Raw genomic sequence first — 25,289 nt, 5'->3', positions numbered from 1 at the left:
TTACGAGATTTAACTTAATATAAGGAACAATGATGAAAACAATGAAAATGGCCATTATGGGCTTAGGTTTGGGTTTTGCTGGATTGGTTCAAGCCGCTGGTTTTGGTGTGGTTGACCTAGAAAAAGTTGTAGAAAGTAGCACCTACTTAAAGCAACAGAATGCAAGTTTAGAACAATCGGTTAAGCCGCAAACCACGAAGCTTGAACAAATCACTAAAGATATTGAAGCATTGAAACAAAAAGCACAGGCTCAAGGTGCAAATGTTCAACAAATTAATGCGCAATACCAAGCAAAAGTGAATGAATTCCAAACGATTCAGCAAGGTGTTCAGGCTAAAGTACAAAGTACAATTCAAAACACTAATGCAACTTTTGAGGCTCGTGTAAAGCAAGTTGCTGAACAATTGCGCCAAGAAGGTGGATTAGACTTTGTTTTGAATAAAAATTCAGCACTTGCTTATGACGCAAAGAGTGATTTAACTGCTAAAATGATCCAAAAGGTTAATGCAATTAAATAATCAATGAAATCAAATCGTTTTCATCTCGATGAATTAGCTCAGCTTGTACAAGGTGAGCTAATTGGTCAACCCAATTTTGTTTTAGATGGGCTTGCAAGTTTAGAACATGCGCAATCTAATCATATTTCTTTTGTAAATAACGACAAATATTTGAATGAAGCTCAAAACTCTAAAGCCGGCGCTTTGATCGTCACGGCAGAGTTAAAAGAACAGCTTACAAATTGCCAAAATTTTATTGTTGTCCGCAATCCCTATCTTGCCTTTGCAATTTTAACCCATCAGTTTGAAGTTAAAGTAAGCAAACGTGGTATTGAAAGTACTGCGCAAATTTCTCCTTCAGCAATTATTGCAGATGATGCTTATATTGGTCATTATGTTGTGATTGGTGATGATTGTGTCGTCGGTGCAAATACAATTATCCAATCGCATAGCAAAATTGATGATGGTGTTGAAATTGGCAAAGATGGTTTTGTTGATTCTCATGTGACCATTACAGGCCAAACAAAAATCGCAGATCGTGTTCGGATTCATTCCAATACTGCAATTGGTGGAGAGGGCTTCGGTTTTGCACCTTATCAAGGAAAGTGGAATCGTATAGCTCAATTGGGTTCTGTACGTATCGGAAATGATGTGCGTATAGGCTCAAATTGTAGTATTGATCGTGGTGCTTTGGACGATACAATCATTCATGATGGTGTCATTATTGATAACCTTGTGCAAATCGCTCATAACGTGCAGATTGGCGAGAATACTGCCATCGCAGCCAAGTGTGGTATTGCAGGCAGTACGATTATTGGCAAAAACTGTGTTCTTGCAGGTGCTGTTGGTATCGTAGGGCATATAAAAATCACGGATAATGTCACAATTACTGGAATGTCAATAGTCACAAAAAGTATTTCTGAGGCAGGTTCTTATTCTTCAGGTACTGGACAATTTGAAACAAATCATTGGAAAAGGACGGTTGTGCGCTTAAGACAATTAGCAGATGTGCCATTGACCAAACTGGTGAAACAAATAGATCATATGCAGGCTCAAATTGAGTCCATTGAATCAACTTTAAAGTCGCGTAAATAATTATGACTGAGTCTAAATCTCTACCTTTTACGGTTCCTGAATTACCAATGCAAACCCAAACGATTCGTGAGTATTTGCCACATCGTTATCCATTTTTGCTTGTCGATCGTGTAACTGAAGTTACAGAGAATGGGATTGTAGGATACAAAAACGTTTCAATTAATGAAGAATTTATGCAGGGTCATTTCCCAGGCTATCCAATTATGCCGGGTGTTTTGATCGTTGAGGCGATGGCACAAGTTTCTGGTGTGCTCGGTTTTATCATGAATAATGAAAAACCAAGACCAGGCTCTTTGTTCTTATTCGCTGGTGCTGAAAAAATACGATTTAAAAAACAAGTCGTACCAGGCGACCAACTCGTGCTAAAATCTGAATTACTCATGCAAAAACGTGGCATTTACAAGTATTTATGTACTGCCAGTGTTGACGGCGTGGTAGCAGCAACCGCTGAAATTATCATTTCTCATCAGAAATTAGAGCAGGCATGAGCAATAACGACTTAATCCACCCAACCGCTATTATTGACTCTTCTGCAGTGATAGCACCAGATGTCCAAATTGGACCATATTGTATTATTGGTCCGCAAGTGACGATTGGTGCTGGTACCAAACTTCACTCACATGTTGTGATTGGAGGCTATACACGTATTGGTGAAAATAACGATATTTTCCAATTCGCAAGTGTAGGTGAAATTTGTCAAGATTTAAAATATCAAGGTGAAGAAACTTGGTTAGAAATTGGCGACAACAATAAAATCCGTGAACATTGCAGCTTACACCGTGGCACTGTTCAAGATCGAGGCCTAACCAAAATAGGAAGCAATAACCTATTGATGGTGAATACGCATATTGCACATGATTGTTTGATTGGAAATAACAATATTTTTGCAAATAATGTCGGTATCGCTGGCCATGTTCACATTGGCGATTTCGTCATTGTGGGCGGGAATTCAGGTATCCATCAATTCTGTAAGATTGATTCTTATAGTATGATTGGTGGTGCATCACTGATTCTTAAAGATGTTCCTGCTTATGTCATGGTTTCAGGTAATCCTGCGCATGCTTATGGTATGAATGTTGAAGGGATGCGTCGTAAAGGCTGGTCTAAGAATGTGATTCAAGGCTTAAGAGAGTCGTTTAAATTGATCTATAAAGAGAATTTAACCACTGAGCAAGCCATTGAAAAAATTCGTCAAGAGATCCTTCCAGAAGTTGAAGAAGTCCAGTTATTGATTGATTCAGTATTAGAATCTAAGCGCGGTATCGTGCGTTAATTGTTAAAGATTCCATAAAAAAATGCCTCTATTGAGGCATTTTTTTATGGTTTAAATTGTGAATAAGCGGATTAACCTTTTTTGAAAAAACCTGCTTCTTCTGATTTAGGATAGGTGCTTAACAGTTTGCTTTTATAGACATTTGCAGTTTGTGTGTTCTTGTTGACATCTTTGGCAATACTATAAAGTTGGTATAAAGCACGCGGTGCTTTAGACGAGTTTGGAAATTTAGCTGCCACGATTTCATAGTTTTTCTTGGCTTCATTGTAATTTGGTGGATCAATTGCCAATTGAAACTCAGCTAACCAAAAATAAGCATTTCCAGTATAAATGCTGTTTGGATAGTTTTTAATAAAGTTTTGCATAGGGGCGATGGCTTGTTTTGCACCGCCTTTTTTATAGGCATCTAAAGCAATGGTATAAGCTGCTTTTTCCAGTGCAACAGGATCACTGGTATTGTTGCTACTGTTGGTCGGTGTTGCTGAATTTTGAGCTGCTGCTGGTGCCGGGCTATTCGTTGTAGCTTTGCTTGCAGTGGTTGTTTGATCGGTTGTGGCTGAACTATCGACAGGTGCATTTTCAGCAGGTGCTTGTTCTGGTTGATTGCTTTCAGGTTCAAGTTTCTGATTGAGCAGTTCAAGACGCTGATCTAAATCGGTATAGCGGTTGGTGAGTTCTTTGTTTAGTTGATCAATGGCATGATCTTGTTCTTCAATCTTGCCACGTAATTCACGAATTTGATTTTCTAATTGTTGATTCTTTTGTATTAAATCCCAATTCATATTTCCAGCAATGGGTGCTGGTGAATTCGCTACATCATTTCGAGATGATGCAGTATCACTTAATCCACGAGATTCTATAGGGATTGCATATAAAGATGCTGAACTGAGTAAGGCAATAGAAAACAGGGCATGCTTTTTTAGCATAATTTAAAATCCATCAAAGTCAAAATTTCTCAAATAGACTGATATGGGCTATTTGAAAATCAATAATTGTTATCATTAAAAACGGCTAGGGACGGAATTGCAAGATGCTTTTACAATCTTCAGCTAATTCTAATGCAATATGAAGCTTTTTTGTATTTTAACGCCTACAATCTATGAAATGATGCCTTTAATAGATGAAGTGGCGCTGATATAAATTTCAGTCGTATATTTTCTGATGCTTGATAAGTTTAAAGAGCTATTGAAACTATAGTCAACCTGTTAAAAAACTCAGGCACAAGAATATAATTTTTCTTAATTAATATTTTTAATTAAATCAATTGTTTGATTATGAAAAAGCTAACAATGCCGCACCTTACATTCAAAGTTTAAATAGCTTTGCGTAGGCGATGCCTCACTTTTCGTAGGGGATGTCAAACCTTGCGCTGCAAACAAAGCAGTGCTTTGTTTTTGCTCATGTTGGGTGAGGGGTACGTCCTGTAGCCCCGCCCAACGGCGACATTCATGTCGCCCTACGATAGAATCACCATCTAGGATTCAAAAGTACAAAAAATGAATTGATAACTAACAGTTTCTAAAAGTTCACACAAAAGCATAAGCTTCATTTCATTTGTGATCTATGATTTGATGCAAATCACTTGTATGAATAATTAGGTGGTTTGACTATAAAAGTTAGAATTACTGTTAAAAATTAACCATATTGATGATGAAATAAGCAAACGAATGAATAACTTGAGAAAATCACAATGTTAGGCTTGAAAGAAAATTAAAAATCTCTATACTCTGTTCTTGCAATGGTAGCCCTGCTGGTGGTTTCGCAATTGTACTCTGAAAACCCCGCCAGGACCGGAAGGTAGCAACGGTATCAGAAATACGATGTGCCGAGATTTTGCTAGTAGGGCTGCCACCAGATTTCTAAATCTACCAATAATAATAACTCAATATATCTATTCGATTTATATCCTGCATTTTAAAAACATCTTTGCTATTTAATTTCTGAAAATTTTATATTCTCAATCTTTAGACCATCTGATTTAATTCAACTATCATTTTTAGTCGTGACTAAAAATCTATCACCCTTACTGAGCTTATATTGAAAATACGCGTATAGTTTTATCGATGAATGTAATGATAGCTTGTACAGTGCTAAAAAATATTGGATCTGCTTAGAATTTATAAGAAATCAAAAGTGCGTAGGGAATTCTATCAATAGATTTTCAACCTAAGATTCTAACCCTACCTATTAATGAAAAGTTGATCTTGAATTGTATCGACTAGCCATCATCAATCATCACTTGGTTTTTTTGAAATTGCTTTCATAATCGCATCCATTTCAAAACCACGATATTGTAAAAAGCGAATTTGTTTGGCTTTAATTTTTGGATCTTTGCTGACCTCTGTACCATATTTTTTAACTTTCAATTGATAGGCTTGTTCATACCAATCAATTTCTGCAATATCCTCTTGTACTAAGGATTTATCCAGTTGTTTGGCACGTAAAGCCAGTTTGATTCGATTCGGGCCCTTACCTCTACGGACTTGGCTACGCACAGTCATTTCCGCGACACGTTGGTCACTTTGGTAGTTATTCGCTGACAACTCATCAACCAAAATTAAAACTTCCTCACGGCTTTGCGCATAGGTCATCAGCTTTTCAATCAGATCAGCTTTGGAATATTCTTTTCGAGTCAACACCGCAAAAGCATAAGAACGCAAACGTGTACCTGTTAAGCCCTGTGGTTTGGGTGCAAGATCCTGCTCCGCATTAAAGGCGTGTTCATCATTTGCAATGCCAGACTCAGGTTCTGCAGGTTGAGATGTAGAATGCTGATACGCTGTTGTTTCTTGTTCACCAAATTGCTGTTTGAGTTTTTGGTAATCTAACAATTTGGGAAATTTTGCTTGGCTCATAGCTATTGATAACAATCTATTTATTTCAGAGATAAACGCTAGTTTAGCTTTAATTCATTTTTTTAACAGTGCAAATCCTATACGGATGAATTTTCCTCCGCCTAAATAGCAAAGAATCTAAACCAGTATAAGAGGGGAAGATAAGCAGATACCAGGGTTTAGATTTTTATTTAAAGCGCTTCATGTCGAAGCTTAATAACGCCTAAACTGGCTTACCGATACTATCCGTTTCTATTTGATCAATGATTCGAATTGATTTAGGACGAAGGTAACGAGGGGGTAAATTTTTAAGTAATTCGCTATGATTTATAAGCTAAAAGACAGAAAATTGACAATCTAAAGTAATAAACAGTGATTGCAGAATCGTTATGCTGTTGCTAGGATGTTTTTTTAATCGATTTATAAATAAATAAAAATGTTCTTGCTTTAGAAGTACTTAGAAAAATTGATGAGCAAGTTTAGACTGTATTAAAGGAAAATAGCTTGAAAAAACTTTCAGTTTGGCATGTCGGTTTAGCTCGCTTAATCACTGGATTTTATTTTTCCAAGATCCATGTGATTGGAGAACGTGCTTCAAAGCCGACTCTATATATCGCAAGTCATCGTAATGGTGCAACTGATGGGCAGGTCTACACATGGGCAATTGATAAAACCCCTTCATTAATTTCCATTCAAATGTTACGAAAATGGTTTCTAAGACTCATCTTTGATGGGATTGCTGTGGTGCGTCCACAAGATACTCAGCGATATAAAATTTCACATGATTCAGTTGCTTCGCCTATACAGCTTGCAATTCAACAGCTAAGTTCAGGTGGTTCATTATGTATTATGCCAGAGGGTTCGAGTGAGTGGCGAGAAAAACCTGAAGCTTATAAAGAAGGTATGGCACGTATTGTAAAGCAGCTTAAGCTCAATCAAATTGATTTTGTTGTGCAATGTATGGGCGTATTTTATACCAAGCCTGATGGATTTTGTAGTCAAGTGAGTATTGTTTTTGGCTCAGCATTTATGCCACAGGAAAGCACAGTTGATGGTATTTTTTTGGAAATGTCTGAACGGTTAAATGATGTATCTGTAAATTGCGAAAATGTTCAACAGTTTAATCAGATTCAGGCAATGGCTTGGAATCACATTAAATATCTCGAACCATCCATACAGTTAGAATCACAACAATATCAAACGCAGGATTATGGGGAATTATTTTTAGCGTTGCAGTCAAAAGCAAAACATAATGATCTATCCGTTAACTCGGCTATAAACCTTGAAATCAAAAAGTCGCTAAATCCTACAAGAAAAATTCTAAATCCTATGATTAAAATTTTATTTTTTATTGGCTTTTTCCCAACTGTTCTCTTTGCACTACTGGCACAAAAAGGTTCAGATGGTCGTAATAATCTCACTTTTTTTAGATTGTTGGGTGGTTTTTATGGCTCAATTTTGACCTGTATTCTATGGATAGTTGGATTATTTATTGTGCCTGTTTATAGCATCATAATCATGCTACTAGGCTGGATTGGTTGGTATTTTTACCCAGAACCAGAACCTATTGCATTAACGACGAGATGCTTAAATAAAGATACGATTGATTAAAATCCAATAAATATATTTTAACCACAAGGAAAATAAATGAAAAAAACAATCTCAGCGGCATATTTAATAATTTTATTCATATTAATTTCATTGGCTGCAGTCGGTATGATCCGTTCAGCACAATATCAAAGTTTAGCTCTGTTTTCTATTGTGAGTGTATTGTGGTTAGTGAGTGTCTATTTACATTTCAAAAAGTTAAATTGGCCTTGGTATGGACTATTACTTTTTTTACTGTCGTGGGGAGTATTTCCACTCATGACGCTCATCTCAAAATTTGTACTGCCATGGTCTGCCGATGCTTTATTACATAATATCGATCAGCATATTTTTTTCGGAAAAATCCTTGTTGATTATTTTCATTATGAAAGTTATCCAGTGCTCGCAGATATCATTTCATCTTGCTATTTTTTCTTTTATTTTCTTGTATTGGGGAGTGTCATTTTATATACCGTTAAAAGACAGTCTATAGCAGGTCAGGTATTTTTTAACTCAATTATTTTGCTCTATAGTATTGGTTTTGTTGGTTATATTTTATTTCCTGCAAGCGGACCAGCATTTACAGTTGCGCCGCAAATTGGCGGTGGTGGCTCGATTACACAGATGGTGACTAAAAGTGTAAATCAGGGGGTGACAGGAATGGATGTTTTTCCAAGTTTACATACTGCAATTTCAATTTTTATCGTTGGCTATTTACACCAAACAGGTTTTAAAAAGATCAGTTTGATTCTATCTCCGATTATTCTTGGAACCATCTTTGCAACTATTTTATTACGTTATCACTATGGTATAGATGTCATATTTGGCATTATTTTAGCCATAATTGTACTGAAACTTAGTCAAAAATGGCTCAATCAAACGGTGTATACGGTATGAATTGCAGTAGTGGAGGGGGATGTTAATTTAAAGTAAATTGAAACGTGATCATTTTTGATTGAATTTAAATTTTTTATATAACCAGAACATGATGAACAAAAGTTAAAATTTATAAGGGTGCTTTAAAATGAATAATACCATAGCGGAACATCAGCGAGAACAGCAAACAATCTTGCTGCCATTACAACAATTTGAAGATATTGATGTTACCCAAGTCGGAGGCAAAGGTGCGGGATTAATTCGCTGTCAGCAAGCGGGTTTGCCTGTACCAGAGGCTTATATTATTCCCGCGTCAGTGTATACAGAATGGTTTAGCCCTTTTAAACAAGATATTCAACACATCCTCGTTGATACACATTCTGCACAGGAAAAAAGTAGCGCTGTACGTGAATTATTAGCAAAACAAATATTGCCTCAAGCTTTAATAGAAAGTCTTATTGATTTACAAAGCCGTTTGACGGATACCTTTTTTGCCGTTCGTTCATCGGGCAGTGCAGAAGATTTGCCAGGTGCTGCTTTCGCAGGTTTACACGACACGATTTTAAATGTCCATGGAATTGATCGCTTACAGCAAGCGGTTTTACAATGCTGGTTGTCGTTGTGGAATAGTGAAGTGATTGTCTATCGTGAGCGTCTAGGAATAGCTGATGACACGATTAGTATGGCTGTAGTTGTACAGAAGATGGTGAATGTTCAGGTTAATGATGCAGCAGGTGTGGCATTTTCTATAGATCCTGTAGGTGAAAATATAGAACATGTTTTGATTAATTCTGCTTTTGGTTTAGGTGAAACCGTGGTGGCAGGAGAGTCAGAAGTTGATGAGTTTAGAGTGGATCGTGAGGGTCAAATCAGTACTGAGTTTATTGCGACAAAGTCACATGCGTTGGTTCGGCAATTAGGCCAATCTACTACAGTTTTATTATCAGTTGAACAACAAAATCAACGTTCTTTAAGCCCTGAACATGCAAAGCGAGTTGCAGCGCTGGCGAGACAAGCAGAGCAATTCGCAACATTTCCACAGGATATTGAATGGGCTTTTGAAGGTGATACACTTTATATTTTACAGTCACGACCTGTAACACGTTTTGCACCCAAATGGACGCGAGATGAGTCTGCAGAACGTTTTCCAAATCCTGTTACCCCTCTAACTTGGCAGTTATGTGAGACAGGCTTTCATACCTCATTGAATTATTCATTTCGCTTGATGGGACTACCACCATTTCATGATAAATGGTTTGTGGTGAAAGATAATTATGTCTATGGCAATCAAAATGCAGTCCGTGTCTATGCGGGACGTATGCCGATCGCAGCATTAAATACGCCTGAAAAATTTGCTCAATTTATTGAATCTGGTGGTTTATGGCAATTTACTTGGATCAGTGAGTTACCCACTCGCTGGATGAATGATTTAGATTCTTATTTATTGGCAATTGGACGTTTTAATCATATCGATTATCAATATAAATCCATAGAAGAGTGTTGGGATTTACTTCAACAAATTAATAAATTAGGCACAGAATACTTCTTACCGAATATTGCAATTTCATTGACTCAAAATTTACTTTATCAGACTTTACGTGCAGTGCTGGTGCAGTTTGAAGGAGACAATGCACAGCATATTTTTGATTTATTGATTTCAAATACTGAAACCAAGACAGGTATAGTCAATCAGGCGATGTGGCAAATTTCACGCCAGTTACGTGAATATCCAGCATTATCTACCACTGCTTTTAATGATGTGCAGAGCTTAGAACTTGCCTTGCAAGATTATCCAAAAATTCAGCAGCTATTTAATCAGTTCCTTACACAACACGGACATCGTGAAGTTGATTTTGATGCTTATCAACCAACATGGGTGGAAGTACCGCATATTGTCTTTGCACAAATTCAGATGATGGCAAAACAGGATGAGGATCATCATAAAGCAACCTATTGGCAAAAGCGTGACAGCATGCTTGCAACTGAATTGGCTTTATTAAAAGCTGTACCTGAAACGTTTAGATTCTTTTTACAAGAATTGATTCGTTTAGTTCGTACTTATACTGCTTTGGATGATATTGAGCATTATCATACAACACGTTTAACGATTCCTTTCCGTAAAGCAGCCCATGAAATTGGTATTCGTCTTGTAAATTATGGTGCTTTGGATGATGCATGGGATGTGTTCTTTATTCCGCCTGAGAGTTTACAACAAGCAATTGAAGATAAAGATTTTAGCCAAATACGTAACATTGCTATCACACAAAAAGCACAATATCTCGATGCTCAACAAAAAACAGCTGAATGGGTTTATGGTGAAAATAATGATTTCATGCAACAAGGGGGCAATGTTCGTAAAGGTTTAGGCGGAAGTTCAGGACAAACCGAAGGCGAGGTATATGTCATTACAGACCCAAATCAGTTTATTCATTTTCCACAAAATGCCATATTGGTGGCGAAAACGACTAATCCAGCGTGGACTCCTTTATTTTATCAAGCCAAAGGTGTTATTACTGAAAGTGGTGGTCCATTATCACATGGTGCTGTAACAGCGCGTGAATTGGGTATTCCTGCGGTAATGAGTATTCATGGCGCATGTAGTTGGTTAAAAAATGGCGATCGAGTCAAAATTGATGGTCAAACAGGTATGGTGATTTTAGAGGAATAGAATCATCTGGATTTAAAGGGCATTGATTAGGCTATCTTTGATAGGTCCTTTTTTAAATCATAGATCAACATAACCACCCCCTCATCCTAACCTTCTCCCGAGGGGAGAAGGGACTTTCAATATCAATATGATTGATTCTAAATGATCATATTTTGGTTCATCAAATAAGATCTATTAGAGTTTATGATGCGATATAAAAAAAGCACCATGAGGTGCTTTTTGTTGAGCTTTAAATATGTGGATTACACATCTAAAAAGTCAGGCTCTTCTTCTTTCTCTTCTGCTGGTGCAGCATTGGCAGTAGTCAAAAGCTTTTCACGAATCATACGATCAAGTTCTTGAGCCAATTGAGGGTTTTCCTCTAAATGTCGAATGACATTGTTTTTACCTTGACCGATTTTGTCGCCTTGATATGAGTACCAAGCACCTGCTTTTTGTACAAGTTCTTGTCCAACTGCAAGATCAACCAATTCACCTAAGTGATTTACACCTTTACCATACATAATTTGGAAAAGTGCTTCACGGAAAGGAGGCGCCATTTTGTTTTTCACAACTTTGACTTTGGTTTCAGAACCTACAATTTCATCGCCTTCTTTAACTTGTCCAATACGACGAATATCTAAACGTACAGAAGCATAGAACTTCAATGCGTTACCACCAGTTGTGGTTTCAGGGCTACCAAACATCACCCCAATTTTCATACGAATCTGGTTAATGAAGATAACCATACAGTTTGAACGCTTGGCATTACCTGTGATTTTACGTAAAGCTTGGCTCATCAAACGTGCTTGTAGACCCATGTGAGAGTCACCCATTTCGCCTTCAATTTCGGCTTTAGGGGTTAACGCTGCTACCGAATCGACAACGATCATATCGACTGCACCTGAACGAACCAACATATCTGCGATTTCAAGTGCTTGCTCACCATTATCTGGCTGTGAAACTAAAAGGTTGTCTATATCTACCCCAAGTTTACGTGCATATTGTGGATCTAAAGCATGTTCCGCATCAATAAAGGCACATGTTCCACCTGCTTTTTGGCATTGTGCAATGGCTTGTAGCGTCATTGTCGTTTTACCAGAAGATTCAGGACCGTAAATTTCAACGATACGACCTTTTGGTAAGCCCCCAATACCCAATGCAATATCAAGTGTTAAAGAGCCTGTAGAGACCGCTTCAACCGCTTGAACAGTGTTATCACCTAAGCGCATCACTGTGTTTTTACCAAATTGTTTCTCAATTTGGCTCAGTGCCGCATTCAGTGCCTTGCTTTTGTTATCATCCATCTCGTAAACCTCAAACGATGTAATATCACTAATATCTTAAGTGGATGTCATTAAATTTGATCTTTCGTCCACGGCAGTAATAGTGACAGAAAATAAAAAATGGTTCTATATTAAAAAACATTAGTACGACATAAGATGTCGTACCCAACCTAAACGAATTCAGTCATCATCATAGGACCAAGATTGGTCAAATTGTTGATCATTTTCTTGTTTAAATTTGCTAATTTGTCGTCGATCTTTTTTACTTGGTCGATGATCAGGGCGCGCTAGATTATGCAATTTTCTTTGGGATGAAATCAACTCTCTACGTGCCACACTCACCTCAGTTTCTTCATAAAGTTGTTGGGCAATCGGTGCGCCGCCACGAACAGCAGAGAGTGCTTTAATCACTACCGTTTTACGATCAAAACCTTGTTGTATGGTGAGCTCCATTCCAACACGAATCTCTTTTGAGACTTTAACACGTTCATTATTATGATGAACTTTACCACCCTCGATTGCATCTTTGGCAATAGAGCGTGTTTTAAAAAAACGTGCAGCCCAAAGCCATTTGTCTACACGCATTGTTTCAAGTTGTTGTTTCTCAGGCTGTTTTGACATCGACATCCTTATGTTCTAAATCTGTTGACTGTAAATTTGCTAACGCTACTTTTTTCAGTAAAGGTAAAAGCTCAGTTAAATGATTGATTGCAGGGTATTCCAATTCTAAGTGATGACGCGCAGCACGACCACTGGAAGGTTGAGTAATCGTGATTAAGTGTGCTATACCAAACTTTTCAGCACCTTTTAATACTGGGATGGTGTCATCCACAAAACATGCATTTTGTGGGTCAAATGGATGCTTTTGCTGCAGGATTTGCCAAAACTCAATAAACTCTTTGGAATAGCCAATTTCTTCACTACTGATCATTACTTCAAAATAAGGGCTGAGATCAACATTTTCAAGTTTAAGTTTTAAGCCAGCACAATCTGCATTGGTCAGTAACCAACAACGATAACCTTGTACTTTTAATTGTTTTAATAATTCAAAACAGCCCGTTCTTGGGGTGATTTTATCTTTAAAATCATATTGTAACTGTAGGACATCAACCCCAACTTTTTCAGACCAGTATTTTGAAGAATACCAGCAGAGGGTATGATTATGTTGTTGATAAAATGCATTTAGAATGTTTTGACTGTGCTCTAAACTACATTGATGGGTTTCTGCATGCCGTTCAGGGAGTTTTGTGTTCCAGATCATATCATCAAAAGCTAAATCAAGGAGTGTGCCGTCCATGTCAAAAAAGATGATCGGTTTTTGCATTCAAGGAACTCCAAAGTTTTTTAAAGTTTAACAAAGACTCTATGAACGTGTAAATTTTAATAAAATAAATGTGAGATGATGAGCAGGAAAACTCACCATTTGCGGATTTCTTTTACTTATCACTAATCGCTTAGCTATGCTCTCAAAATTTGATCCAACTACATATATTACAATTTAAAGCGCTAGATCTAAATGCTATAACACTTAGATCCAAACGATATAAATGAGACTTAAATGAACGTATTAGATACGATAAATTCTGAATTACATCAAGCAGCGATGCTATTAGATAATATTTCAGGAAAAATCCAAGAAGCACCAGAATTGGAAAATAGGGAAAATATTTTGCTTATCGGAAAAGCGCTCAGTCATATTTTTGAACTGCAAAAAAATATATATGAACATAGACCCGATTTAAAAAATATTCATGAACAAAACAACGATTAAAATTCAAAGCATCTGAAGTTTGAATTTTAAAGTTGTGAGGAATTATATAAATACAATTAATGAAAACAATATGTTATTGGTTAAATCATCCATATTAAAATGGATTTCATTGGATAAAATTTTAAATAGGTTGAATAGACTTGGACTAATCTAAATCAAATGAAAATTTAGAAGTCTATATAGTGTTCAAAAAGCATATCTAATCTCAGGATATTTATTAGTTAAAAGCTATTGTTTTCATGCACTCAACATAAAAAAATGGTAGGCTTGTGGACAAAAATCAGACATCCTACAGGTCGGATCAATGTTTATTACCACTCAAGCACCACAAGATGAACAAATTTTAAAATTAGTTCCAGTTTTGGCATCTGCAAGTCAGATCTTGCTCGAGGAATACCAAAATTATTGTGCTGGAAATGCGTTTAATATTGATAAAAAGGATGATCAGTCACCTGTTACCCAAGCTGACTTAAAAGTGAATGCCTATTTAATTGAACAATTGGCGAAAATCACCCCTGAAATTCCAGTGCTATCAGAAGAGAGCGATTACTCTCAACGACATACATGGAATATCTGTTGGATGCTGGATCCTTTGGATGGAACTAAAGAATTTATTCATGAACGTGATGAATTTACGATTAATTTAAGTCTAATTCACAACCACCAAACCATATTTTCAATCATTGCTGTACCGACAGAGCAAGTGATGTATTTGGGATATTTAACAGAATTGCCTTATAAATATTGCTTTATTCACCGTACTTGGGAACGTTATTGCAAGTTTAAAGCTGTAGAGGAAGATGCAATTCAAATTGGACTAAGCCATAGCAGTAAAAATCCAAAGTATCAGCAATATATTGATTATATTGAACAAGAGTCGCCTGTCATTAGACGCGAGGCGGGCAGTGCCTATAAGTTTTGTATGATGCTTGAAGGCGAAATTGATATTTATCCAAGATTTCATCCTACCTCTGAGTGGGATACCAGTGCAGGACAAGGATTATTGGAAAGTATTGGTGGCGGATTACTGAGTTTAGCTGCGGTACCATTTACCTATAATCAACGTGATACGGTGTTAAATGATGGGTTTATCGCATTTCGGAATGTCGAAAATAAAGAAATTGCTTTAGAAGCATTAAGCAATGTGAGATTTTAATCTGATATACATATGCATTTTATAGATAATTTAACATTTTTAGATTAGATTGAGCGCTTGGCTGCATATGTTATAGTAAGCTTGTATAAAAATGAGTTTTAAGTTGATATGGCCTTAGATTTATTGCCGAACAGTATGCTAAAAGCAATAGATTTATTGCCCGATGCGAAAACACCTGTAACCTTATTCACGCGTCATTCAATTCGTGAGGTTGTGAATGGGCAGGGGCTGGCAGGTTATGATCTGCAATTAACTTCCCAAGGTCGTGATCTAGCGCAAGCTTGGGGTTGTTATTTGATTGAAAATACGGATCGTGTGATCCAACACTGTATTTCAAGCCCCATTCAGCGTTGTGTCGATACCGCAGCTTTGATGATTCAAGGCGCTGACGGAATTTCTCCTTATCCCAATACCCATCATATTGAAATTGTAGAAAAGGGCTTATTGGTTGAGCCGGGAAGCTTTGTGCTGGATATTAAACAGGCTGCTCCCTATTTTAGAGCACAAGGTGCTTTAGGTTTTATCAATAGTTTTGTAAATAATGCCTTACCTGGTATGAAACATCCGATTACGGGTGTGGTGGATGTGCTTGAATTAATCTATGAAACACATCCTACGCTAAACAACGGTATTAGTTTGGCTGTGAGCCACGATACGATTCTTGCTGCGATTATTGCGGTGATTTCAAAACGTACTGAAATCAGTCAAAGTGACTGGCCAGAGATGATGGAAGGCCTATTTGTTTGGTTTGAAGGCGAGCGTTTTGCAGATAGTCATTTAAAATGGATTTGGCGAGGCGAACGTGGTGAATTGTCGATACGAGAGTTTCAGCAATAGTTGCTTTTTAAATTAAAAAATAATTATGTTGAGCGAATCATATTGATATTGAAAGCTCCTTCTCCCTTTGTGTAGGCGATGCCTCATCTTGTGCTACTAAATCTGTATCCCCCGCATACCCACACACAATGGGCGACATCCTTGTCGCCACGCGATAGCACCACGGTGCCGATAAATAACAACCTAAAACTCAATAAATCCATAAAAGTAAAATTTAGAGCAATATGTCCTTTTTATATTTTTAAATAAAAATCACATGATTACAAACAATATGATATATTTAAATAATTGAAATATATAATTATTTTAATTTAATCTCAGAAACCAAGGATAGAGATAAGTCGTTATAAATATGGGGAAGATATGTGATGCAATTACGGTTTAAATATTTAACAATTTGTACGCTTTCAGCAATGCTTATCGCATGTGGGGGTGGTAGTGATAGCCATTCTACAAATGATCAGCCATCGAATATACCGCAAAACCCTGGCGATGGTACAAATGAGTTACCGGGGGATGGTACACCAGAAACCCCAAACAACGGTTCAGGTGGTTCAAACGGTGGATCAACTGAGACTCCTCCTGAGAGTGGTTCAGGCGGTTCAAATGGTGGTGCGACTCAACCTCCTGGGAATGGTTCGGGCGGTTCAAACGGTGGTACGACTCAGCCTCCTGAGAGCGGTTCGGGTGGCTCAAATGGTGGTACAGGCACAACACCACCTGTAGTAGAAAAATATCCAGAACCAGTTAAAAATAAAATCTCAAGCAGTGTATTAGGCTTTTATGATTTTAATGCACAGGGTGGAAATCGCTTATTGCGCAATGATTTAAATGGTGACTTTGCTGCAATGCTACAGTTTGCCCAAAGTCATGTGGTGAATCCGAAGAATAATGAACAGGATAAAATGCCGCGTTTGACAACGCAAAAAGATGCATTGTTATTGGTTACACCTTTGGTTTCGATGGGAGATGTTGATAAATTACAAGCGGAAATCTATCAAGGTAACCAACTGATACGTACCGTAAATCTAAAAGAGCCTTCACGTCTTGCTGCTTCAGATCAATCTAATCAGGATGATCGAGCGCGGGTAATGTATTCTAAACAGGCATGGTCAGTAGCATTAAAGTGGGATGAGGTACGTTCAGGATTATCCATCCGTATTATAGACTCTGTAAACAATCGCAGTGGTTCTTTAGCTGGGACAGATATTGATTTTGCCGCACCAGGCGAGTTGGTGGTGCAAAGTATTCGTTTAGGTTTATTGACTGATGCACCTAAATCCAATGGTCACTATATGTTGTTGGAACCTGAAAAAGCAGGAACAGATTATTTCCAAACCATCCCTGCTGCAAAAATGATTGTCAGCAAATACGATGAAATGAAGCTTAATCGGGTTATGGTTGCAAGTGGTGTCATTTACGATTCTGTCAGTGCAACCAATGGTGGTGTCTATGATGGAGATATGCGTGAAAACACCGCTAAATCGACATTTAGTGTTGGAATTAATTTAGCGAACTGGGGTGTCACCAGTTCATCGATGCAAAGCCAAGAGCAACCACAAGTGACTCAAAGTGTGGTGATTCATCATGCCAGAGGTAAATATGCCAATGGTGAGTCCAATCACGGCTTAAGTGGTGGAAATGGTATTTTGACATTGATCGATTCGGTGGGGAATGAATTTAGCCATGAAATCGGTCATCACTATGGTTTAGGGCATTATCCTGGCTCAGTCGAAACAAGTGGAAGTCGCACAAATTATTTCTGGTCTGCACACCATGCGGACAGCGGTTGGGGATACATTGCATTTCGAAATAAAATGCGTGGCAATTTAAATTGGGGCAATACCAATTTAGGTGATGGCAGTAATGGTGTACCAAACTTCCAAAATCTCTATGCCTATGGTTGGGATGCCATGAGTGGTGGATCTAGCGCTAGCTCGATTTCCAAATATACCCACTATACTGGTTATAGTATGTGGTTAAAAATTCAACCTGCTTTTGATAGATACGTGTGGGATCCAAACTCTACAACAGGCTATAAAAAATGGAATGCAGCAACACGTGAAATGGTTGATGCACAACCCAAAACGCCAAACTCAGGCAATGTCTGGTATAACAGTGCCGATGGTAACTTTTTAAAACCACGTTTGTTTAGTGTGCCTGTTTATACGATTTTAGGTGGCTATGATCCAGTCAATCAGGTGGGGATTATTTATCCTGCGGCACGAGGCAATTGGGGCAATGTCTTTAATCTACCTCAGGCCAACACGACTGGCACAGCTGCAAGTTGTTGGTTAAATGTGCAGTATGCCAACAAAGTAGAAAATATTGCACTTGCTCCACAACGGGTAAATTCAGGTAGCAATGCCAACAAATTCCATATCAACCTTGCGCAAAGTGATACACCTCAAAATGTTGATCTTTACTGCCAAAAAGCAGGTCAGCAAGCAGTGAAATTGTCGAATATCAATATTCCAGTCACTACACAAGCAATGGCACCTTTTGTTTCTATTGGTAAAGAAGCAGAGTATTCGGCATTAAGAACACTTGAAATGCCACAACTCGAACAAGCTTTGCTGAATAATAAAGGTAAAGAGGTGGTTAGCCTAGATGCGGATTCACGCTTATTATTTGACTCTTATCGTCAATTTAAAACTGAATTGTCAGCGGACGCGCAAACAGAAATGGTCCGTTATACCCAACAGCAAATTAAACTTTATCGTTTAAATCGCTGGATAAATGCATATCGAACTGATCTCGAAAGTGGCAATGTTGAAGCAATTGAGGCATTTAATCAGTTTGTGGCAAAGTTGGAACTAAGTACTGATTTCAATTTAAACCATGTTTCCAGCATTAAAAACGGGACAAATTGTCTAAAAGTTGAAACACTGGCTAATGGCAAATTGAATGCTTATATCAGTGGTAAGAGCGGCTGCACGGGTGATGACACTGAACAGTGGATCTACGATGCAATGGGTAAAATCCACAGTAAAAAATATATGGATCAGTGTTTAGCCAATCAGGGTGGGGTGATTAATCTAAGCTCATGTAACCATGATGCAGCAAGCCAAGTGTGGGCGATGAATGCCACACTGCAACGTATCGAGCAAGGTTCAAAATGTTTTGATTTGGAATATGGCTATTTAAGCAATAACCGAGCACGTTTGATTAGTTATAATTGCGGTACTGGTGGGAATCAAAAATGGACAAATCTTACTGCCAATAACAGTTTGATTTTGGCTGCAACCCGTGCTGAAAATTTAGCTTTGATCAAGCAGCTTCTAATCAAGTAACCATTGATCAAATAAGCAAATCAAAAATTAATTAATCACAATAAAATAAGCGCCATAAGGCGCTTATTTTTGTTCATGTTGATGATTTTACTTAAATGCATCAATGATTGGACTGTTGTTATGTTGGTTTAAGAAAACTGATCCGCATTCATCAAAGAGTGTTGTAAATCTTCAGTGGCTTTACGCCCTTGTAGTTGTAAGGCAACGGCATGTATTAAACCGGTCCAAGTTTCATTAGGTTCCCAAATTTGATGCATCAACTCTTGTGCGGTTGGCATATCGATATCCATATAATATTGGCGGTATAAATACATCAAACAACTCACCCGCATATTTTTTGCACAATGTACCCAAACAATTTTTTCCTGTACCAAATGCGCGATCAAATCTAACACAAATAAGCATTGATCATCTGCTGGTGTATCCCAATGGATTGGAATTTGAATGTAGTTGAGCCCAAACTCAGCACAGATTTTATCTTCATGTTCAAGGTGTAAGCTGGCATCTGTAAATGCCAGATTGATGATTGTATCTACGCCGTATTCTTTAATCTGTTTCAGTTGTTCAGCACTCGGCTGACCTGAAGTCAGTAAATGTTCGTGGACAAACTGGAAGTTTGCGATTTGACAGAGTTCTTGTTCAAGTTCGTTCATAGCATTCTTACAGAAAATGTTTAATAACATCATAAACAAAAACGCCATCTATGTAGATGGCGTTTTTATATTAATTAACGATTTGGTAAAATTTCTTTTAAAGCTGCATCCATTTCCAGAAGCGCTTTTTCAGTGGTTTCCCAATCGATACAACCATCAGTCACCGATTTACCATATTCTAAATCAGCCAGATTTTCAGGAATATCTTGGCGTCCACCTTTAATATGGCTTTCAACCATAATGCCGACAATAGATTTATTGCCATCTAAAATCTGTTCGGTGATATTTTTCAACACAAGCGGTTGTAAATACGGATCTTTATTTGAGTTAGCATGACTGGTATCAATCATGATTTTATTGCTTACTTTGGCTTTTGCTAACGCATTTTCCGCTTCAGCAACAGAGCCCGCATCATAGTTCGGCTTACCATTACCACCACGTAATACAACGTGTGCATAAGGGTTACCGCTGGTACGAATCACTGAAACTTGGCCTTCGTTATTTAAACCCAAGAAACTATGACCATGTTTAACAGACTGCATGGCATTGGTTGCAACGGTTAAACCACCATCTGTACCGTTTTTAAAGCCTACAGGTGAAGAAAGACCAGAAGACATTTCACGATGCGTTTGGCTTTCCGTTGTACGTGCACCAATTGCAGACCATGAAATAAGATCTTGGTAATATTGTGGTGAGTTCGGGTCAAGCGCTTCAGTCGCACAAGGTAAGCCTTTATCGTTTAACTCAAGCAATAGTTTGCGACCTAAACGTAGACCTTTTTCAATATTAAAAGAATCATTCATATCTGGATCATTGATCAAACCTTTCCAACCAACGGTTGTACGAGGTTTTTCAAAATAAACACGCATGATGATATATAAAGTATCTTTTACTTTTTCACTTAATACTTTTAAACGATTTGCATAATCATGTGCTGCAACAGGGTCATGAATAGAACAAGGGCCAATCACAACAAATAGACGTTTATCTTTACCATCTAAAATATTACGAACAGTTTCCCGACCATGAAGTACAGTTTGGTAGGCATTTTCATTTAATGGTAATTCAGCTTTAAGTTCCGCTGGGGTTACCAGCGTTTGAATGCTTTGGACATTCACGTCATCAATATCTGATTGAGTAATTGGATTTGAATTTAATGTATTCATTGCCGTCACTGGGTATTAGAAACATACAGAAAGTATTTTTAGTGGTCAGAATATAACACGAATTGGCCGAAGTTTTGTCATAAATAAATCATTAAAACTTTACGGTCAATTCATAATTATTAGTTATCAATAAAAGCTTAATTTTAAACCTGTGGTTGTTGGACGGATAGCGTCACCATTGCAGCCTGTGGTTTTTCTACAGGTTTGGATTTAACTGGGTTTAAGATAAAGTTAATACCCAAGGCAAATAGGGTGATCCCCAAAACCTTGCGAATCATTTTTTCTGGCATTTTAGAACTGATCAAGGTCCCTACCACAATTGCAGGAATTGAGCCCACCAGCAACCATCCAAGCAGATGAAAATCTACATTGCCAGATGTCATATGTGCAAACCCAGCAACAGAGGTTAACAAAACAGCATGTACCACATCGGAACCGATGATACGAATCATCGGTAAATTGGGAAACATGAGGATCAGTGCCATGATACCAAATGCGCCAGCACCTACAGAAGAAAGGGTCACGAATACGCCCAGTACAATCCCCATAATCACAACATAAGTGCGTTTGCCTTCAATGTTGAAATTATTGGCTTCATGAAAATCTTGTTTTTCTGCACGAAATTTGGCAAAGAATTTTTCAATTCTAGAACGGAACACGATAGACAAGCCTGTTATGGTCAGCATAAAGCCTAACACCATGGTTAAAATGGCTTTGTAGTGTGTTGAACTGCTGAGGTAATTGTCTAAAACCCAATGGGTGATAAATGAAGCAGGGACACTGCCCAAGGCTAACCAGAGAACAATCGGCCAAACGATATTCAGTTTTTTAGCATGAACCATCGAGCCACAAAACTTAGAAATAGCCGCATAGAGTAGGTCTGTTCCGATTGCGATGTGGGGTTCTATTCGAAATAAACTAATCAGGATGGGGGTCATAAGTGAACCACCGCCTACACCAGTAATACCTACACAGAAGCCGACTAAAACGCCAGCTAGAATAAACTCAACAGGACCAAACATGACTTATATTGCCAGATATCAAAAAACAGGCATATCTTATGACTTTTTTGTATAAGTGGTTGTCTTGATTGTTGATTTGCTTATGCAAAAAAATGCTAAAGTCTTTTAACTTTAGCATAATGCAGGTTTTTATATCTATCTAATTGATTATTATTCTAAATTTTGATTCGGTCATCTTTGATGGATTGAAAAATGATCATTTGAATTGAATCATATTCGTATTGAAAGTTCCTTCTCCCTCTGGGAGAAGGCTAGGATGAGGGTGCTTTTATGTCGATTTATGCTTTTAAAAAGACTTGTGAAAGAAAGCTAATAAATATGCTAATTATTTGGCTTTTCTTACGAAAGTAAACTTTATAACTTGGAACTTATACTTTTCCATAGAAATGAATATGTATGATTGAAAAGCTTACAATGTCACACTTTACAATTGAAGTTTAAATAGGTTTGCGTAGGCGATGCCTCACTTTTCAGAGATGAAAAGGTGACAAAAATCTTCCGTTGGGCGAGGGGTACGTCCTGTACCCCCGCCCAACGGCGACATCCATGTCGCCACGCGATAGAACGACCATGTATAATTCGTTAATATAAGAACAACTCATTGCATATCCAGTCTAAAATATGGATGGGTGCTTAATGCTCATTTTTTTGACTAACTTTCGCAAGATCTATTAAATAAAAATTAAGATCTTAATAGGATTTACTCAGCAACCTCAACGGTTAGACCATAAGTAAAAATTTCACTTTCTGGCTTTTTGCTATTGTCAGGATTAGCCTCTGGGTAAGAAGTCGTAATCAAATAAATTCCAGGTTTTTCAAATTTAACTTCTACTTCACCTTTTGCATTGGTTTTTACATGTGGTTGTTCACGTTGTGCACTGGTTTCATAGCTGCTGGCGCCTTTAAACACATCAACCTCAAGGTTTGGTACAGCTTTGCCATTGAGTAAAATCTGCGCTTTTAATGATTCACCAGCAAACAATTCATTTGGATGGGTTAAAAACTTAACTTCAAATCCTTTATTGCTGACTGCTGGGACAGGACTTGGTTTGCCTTTGGTGACAAAGCTTTCAGCAATAATATTGTTTTTAACTTCTAAGATTTGTGCGTTTGCAGGGACTTGGTCTGCTGAAACTGAACGTGGCGGTTGTGGTGGTGTTACTGGTTTTTTTTCAGCATCGGCTTTTTGTTGTTCAGATTTAGGCGCTTGCATATTTACATTTTGTGGACGTACAGGGCGGATACGTAACCAACGACCATCTATAAGGGCGTATTTACTACTATTCCCTAAAGCATTATCTGTACGGATACGGTAAGTCCCTTCACTTGGAAGATCAAACTCAGCAACATTAAAGCGTTTTAATTCGGCAGCAGGATTTATTTTTATTTGCTGACCTTTAGGATCTGTAAGTAGATAGCTGGTTTTAAAGTTAATGCTGGGAACAAAAAACTTTTCTAAGGTTAGTGAACTCTGGAAGCTTATATTTTGTGATGCGCTGGTATCAAAAACTTCAGGGAGAATAAAAGGGCTGATGGTATGCGCAGAACCAACAGCGGGTAATGCAGATAGCAAGGCAATTTTGAGCCATTGATTCATTTCAAGCGTCCTGTAAACTTAAGTTAAAATATTTTACATAATGTACTTGATAACAAGTATCATTATCAATATTATTTTAACAAAATTCAGAGACTATCCGTATGTCCTCATCAAGCAGACGTTCACCCTCAACTCGTGCTGTATTTCGTCTTTCGCCTCTGGTCATGGCATTAGCACTGATATCTCCACTACATAGTTATGCAGAAACAATGCAGGTTTCTGCTGCAAGCAATAATAATATTGAATTGGAAAGTCATCACTTCCATCGTGATCATGTTTTAGGTACATCTTTAGATGTGGTGATTACTGGAACTTCGCAACAAGATGCTGCGCGTGCAACAGCTGCAATCGAAAAAGAAATTTCTGATTTGAATCGAGTGTTATCTACTTGGCAAGATGACAGTGAAATTTCACAACTTAACCAACAAAAACAGCTCACAGCATCTTCGGATTTGTATCAGGTGATTGCTGCATGTGAAGCTTGGCGTGGTAAAACCTGTGGTGCATTTGATGCACGTTTAGGCAATTTGATCGCAATGTGGCAACAGGCCAATGGGGTGCTTGAAATTGATCAAAGTACACGTGATCAATTGCTTTCGCAGTTGCAAGACAACAGTGTTCGTTTGGATGAAAAAACAAAAAGTGTGAAAATGGATAGCTCAGTTACTTTTGCACCAGATGGCTATGCAAAAGGCTATATTATTGATCGAGCTTTAATTGCAGCACGTCAAGCGGTCCCTAATTTAAAAGGTATTTTACTGGATATCGGTGGTGACATGCGCGTTTGGGGGACTTCACCCAATCAAGCGGGTTGGAATGTTGGTGTACAAGATGCTTTTCATCACTATGACAATCTAGCCCCAAGCCAAGTTTTAAATTTAAAAGACCAAGCAGTCGCATTCAGTGGTCAAGGTTATCGTAGTTTGGCTGGTCAATCTCATCTTTTAGATCCATATTCAGGTTTGCCAATCCAACATGTTGAACAATGTGTAGTCGTTGGAAAATGTGCTGCGGATGCAGATGCTTTAGCAACAGCCTTGACTGTGATGAAGCCAGCAGAAGGCATGCAACTGATCGAATCTTTGCTCGGTTATGAAGCTCAACTGACACTTTCAACGGGTGAAACGTACCAAAGCACAGGTTGGAATGCGTTGGTTCAACTTCCACAGCAAGCAGATTTTCATAATGTTGCAGCAAATGCTTCAGCAAAATGGCCCGCAGGTTATCAAGCGGTGATCGATTTGGTTATTCCCAAATTGGTTGTGGAAAATTATCGCGCACCTTATATTTCGATCTGGGTGACCGACAGTGATAAAAAATTAGTGCGGACACTTGCAGCTTGGGGCAAAGACCCGAAATGGATTAATTCAAACTATGTATGGTGGCGCCGTTATGGTCGTCAAATAACGAACTTGGATGCAGTTGCTAAACCGTCACGCCAACCGGGTAATTATAAACTGGCTTGGGATGGTAAAGATGACAATGGTAAAACTGTAGATGCAGGGCAGTATCAAATACATGTTGAAGCTTCACGTGAGCATGGTGATCATTCTTATCAAACCTTTAACTTGGATGTAAAAGCAAAAGCTTCTTCTCAAAATTTACCTGCACAAAAAGAAATCGGTGTCGTCAAACTGAATTTCCAGAAAGTGAATTAATTTGCTGACTATGCGTGTTCGGATAAGCGTTTTGATGAAAA

General features: G+C 37.9%; 21 protein-coding genes and 1 other RNA gene. 13 read left to right on the top strand and 9 right to left on the bottom strand.

What is annotated here, in order from left to right:
• The first annotated feature begins 32 nt into the window (after positions 1–32).
• Genes ASC84_RS03290 through lpxA form a run of 4 tightly spaced genes read left to right on the top strand, consistent with a single transcriptional unit; the run spans position 33 to position 2,865 of the window.
• On the top strand, positions 33–518 hold the full coding sequence (locus ASC84_RS03290) for an OmpH family outer membrane protein (protein ID WP_004719741.1): 486 nt from the start codon (positions 33–35) through the stop codon (positions 516–518).
• A 3-nt stretch (positions 519–521) separates the two neighbouring features.
• Positions 522–1,592: a UDP-3-O-(3-hydroxymyristoyl)glucosamine N-acyltransferase gene (lpxD, locus tag ASC84_RS03285; RefSeq protein WP_056511700.1), complete on the top strand. Its 1,071-nt coding sequence runs from the start codon at positions 522–524 to the stop codon at positions 1,590–1,592.
• 2 nt (positions 1,593–1,594) lie between these two features.
• Positions 1,595–2,080, top strand: a complete 486-nt coding sequence (fabZ, locus tag ASC84_RS03280) for a 3-hydroxyacyl-ACP dehydratase FabZ (protein WP_004719745.1) — start codon at positions 1,595–1,597, stop codon at positions 2,078–2,080.
• A complete protein-coding gene (gene lpxA / locus ASC84_RS03275) occupies positions 2,077–2,865 on the top strand; it encodes an acyl-ACP--UDP-N-acetylglucosamine O-acyltransferase (protein WP_004719746.1) in 789 nt (262 codons plus the stop codon). Before fabZ ends, lpxA begins: the two co-directional genes overlap by 4 nt.
• Positions 2,866–2,936: 71 nt before the next feature.
• On the opposite strand, the gene ASC84_RS03270 is transcribed toward lpxA, so the two are convergent.
• Complete coding sequence (locus ASC84_RS03270) at positions 2,937–3,791, bottom strand: YbgF trimerization domain-containing protein (protein ID WP_056511697.1); 855 nt, start codon at positions 3,789–3,791, stop codon at positions 2,937–2,939.
• Between the two features lie 822 nt (positions 3,792–4,613).
• Between ASC84_RS03270 and ffs the strand changes: the two genes are divergently transcribed.
• An RNA gene (ffs, locus tag ASC84_RS22110) (signal recognition particle sRNA small type) lies at positions 4,614–4,710 on the top strand.
• Positions 4,711–5,093: 383 nt separating this feature from the next.
• Here ffs and ASC84_RS03265 read toward each other — a convergent pair.
• Positions 5,094–5,720: a regulatory protein RecX gene (locus ASC84_RS03265; protein WP_056511694.1), complete on the bottom strand. Its 627-nt coding sequence runs from the start codon at positions 5,718–5,720 to the stop codon at positions 5,094–5,096.
• 483 nt (positions 5,721–6,203) lie between these two features.
• Between ASC84_RS03265 and ASC84_RS03260 the strand changes: the two genes are divergently transcribed.
• From ASC84_RS03260 to ASC84_RS03250, 3 genes are all read left to right on the top strand, one after another.
• On the top strand, positions 6,204–7,310 hold the full coding sequence (locus tag ASC84_RS03260; protein ID WP_056511691.1) for a hypothetical protein: 1,107 nt from the start codon (positions 6,204–6,206) through the stop codon (positions 7,308–7,310).
• 36 nt (positions 7,311–7,346) lie between these two features.
• Complete coding sequence (locus tag ASC84_RS03255; RefSeq protein ID WP_056511690.1) at positions 7,347–8,183, top strand: phosphatase PAP2 family protein; 837 nt, start codon at positions 7,347–7,349, stop codon at positions 8,181–8,183.
• Positions 8,184–8,310: 127 nt separating this feature from the next.
• Positions 8,311–10,830 (top strand): PEP/pyruvate-binding domain-containing protein, encoded by a 2,520-nt coding sequence (locus tag ASC84_RS03250; RefSeq protein ID WP_081409308.1) that lies wholly within the window; start codon positions 8,311–8,313, stop codon positions 10,828–10,830.
• A gap of 242 nt (positions 10,831–11,072) precedes the next feature.
• Here the strand turns inward: ASC84_RS03250 and recA are convergent, their stop codons facing one another.
• The 3 genes from recA to ASC84_RS03235 all read right to left on the bottom strand — a co-directional run bounded on the left by recA (position 11,073) and on the right by ASC84_RS03235 (position 13,419).
• A complete protein-coding gene (gene recA / locus ASC84_RS03245) occupies positions 11,073–12,116 on the bottom strand; it encodes a recombinase RecA (RefSeq protein ID WP_004719755.1) in 1,044 nt (347 codons plus the stop codon).
• Between the two features lie 159 nt (positions 12,117–12,275).
• Positions 12,276–12,716, bottom strand: coding sequence for an RNA-binding S4 domain-containing protein (locus ASC84_RS03240; RefSeq protein ID WP_056511686.1), 441 nt, complete (start codon positions 12,714–12,716; stop codon positions 12,276–12,278).
• The gene (locus ASC84_RS03235) at positions 12,700–13,419 is read right to left on the bottom strand and encodes an HAD-IA family hydrolase (protein WP_056511683.1); all 720 of its coding nucleotides are present in this window, start codon (positions 13,417–13,419) and stop codon (positions 12,700–12,702) included. The genes ASC84_RS03240 and ASC84_RS03235 overlap by 17 nt, the downstream gene beginning before the upstream one ends.
• A gap of 234 nt (positions 13,420–13,653) precedes the next feature.
• Here ASC84_RS03235 and ASC84_RS03230 point away from each other — a divergent pair, with 234 nt between their 5' ends.
• The 4 genes from ASC84_RS03230 to ASC84_RS03215 all read left to right on the top strand — a co-directional run bounded on the left by ASC84_RS03230 (position 13,654) and on the right by ASC84_RS03215 (position 19,152).
• Positions 13,654–13,866 carry a hypothetical protein gene (locus ASC84_RS03230; RefSeq protein WP_004821998.1) on the top strand — a complete coding sequence of 71 codons (213 nt, stop codon included), beginning with the start codon at positions 13,654–13,656 and terminating at the stop codon, positions 13,864–13,866.
• 304 nt (positions 13,867–14,170) lie between these two features.
• Positions 14,171–15,022: a 3'(2'),5'-bisphosphate nucleotidase CysQ gene (locus tag ASC84_RS03225; RefSeq protein WP_056511679.1), complete on the top strand. Its 852-nt coding sequence runs from the start codon at positions 14,171–14,173 to the stop codon at positions 15,020–15,022.
• Between the two features lie 108 nt (positions 15,023–15,130).
• Positions 15,131–15,859: a histidine phosphatase family protein gene (locus ASC84_RS03220; protein ID WP_004719762.1), complete on the top strand. Its 729-nt coding sequence runs from the start codon at positions 15,131–15,133 to the stop codon at positions 15,857–15,859.
• Positions 15,860–16,227: 368 nt separating this feature from the next.
• The gene (locus tag ASC84_RS03215) at positions 16,228–19,152 is read left to right on the top strand and encodes a M66 family metalloprotease (protein ID WP_056511676.1); all 2,925 of its coding nucleotides are present in this window, start codon (positions 16,228–16,230) and stop codon (positions 19,150–19,152) included.
• Between the two features lie 128 nt (positions 19,153–19,280).
• Here ASC84_RS03215 and ASC84_RS03210 read toward each other — a convergent pair whose 3' ends face one another.
• The 4 genes from ASC84_RS03210 to ASC84_RS03195 all read right to left on the bottom strand — a co-directional run bounded on the left by ASC84_RS03210 (position 19,281) and on the right by ASC84_RS03195 (position 23,590).
• A complete protein-coding gene (locus ASC84_RS03210; protein ID WP_034615591.1) occupies positions 19,281–19,805 on the bottom strand; it encodes a protein tyrosine phosphatase family protein in 525 nt (174 codons plus the stop codon).
• A 74-nt stretch (positions 19,806–19,879) separates the two neighbouring features.
• The gene (locus tag ASC84_RS03205) at positions 19,880–20,971 is read right to left on the bottom strand and encodes a 3-deoxy-7-phosphoheptulonate synthase (RefSeq protein WP_004719768.1); all 1,092 of its coding nucleotides are present in this window, start codon (positions 20,969–20,971) and stop codon (positions 19,880–19,882) included.
• Positions 20,972–21,114: 143 nt separating this feature from the next.
• Entirely contained in the window at positions 21,115–21,993 is an 879-nt protein-coding gene (locus ASC84_RS03200) for a sulfite exporter TauE/SafE family protein (protein ID WP_056511672.1), read from the bottom strand.
• A 700-nt stretch (positions 21,994–22,693) separates the two neighbouring features.
• Complete coding sequence (locus tag ASC84_RS03195) at positions 22,694–23,590, bottom strand: DUF4198 domain-containing protein (RefSeq protein WP_056511670.1); 897 nt, start codon at positions 23,588–23,590, stop codon at positions 22,694–22,696.
• A 101-nt stretch (positions 23,591–23,691) separates the two neighbouring features.
• On the opposite strand from ASC84_RS03195, the gene ASC84_RS03190 reads away from it, so the two are divergent.
• Entirely contained in the window at positions 23,692–25,248 is a 1,557-nt protein-coding gene (locus ASC84_RS03190; RefSeq protein WP_056511667.1) for a DUF2271 domain-containing protein, read from the top strand.
• The last annotated feature ends 41 nt before the right edge of the window (positions 25,249–25,289 follow it).

The organism is Acinetobacter sp. Root1280, from assembly GCF_001425285.1.
Taxonomy (GTDB): domain Bacteria; phylum Pseudomonadota; class Gammaproteobacteria; order Pseudomonadales; family Moraxellaceae; genus Acinetobacter; species Acinetobacter guillouiae.
This window is presented reverse-complemented; position numbering and strand designations above follow the sequence as displayed.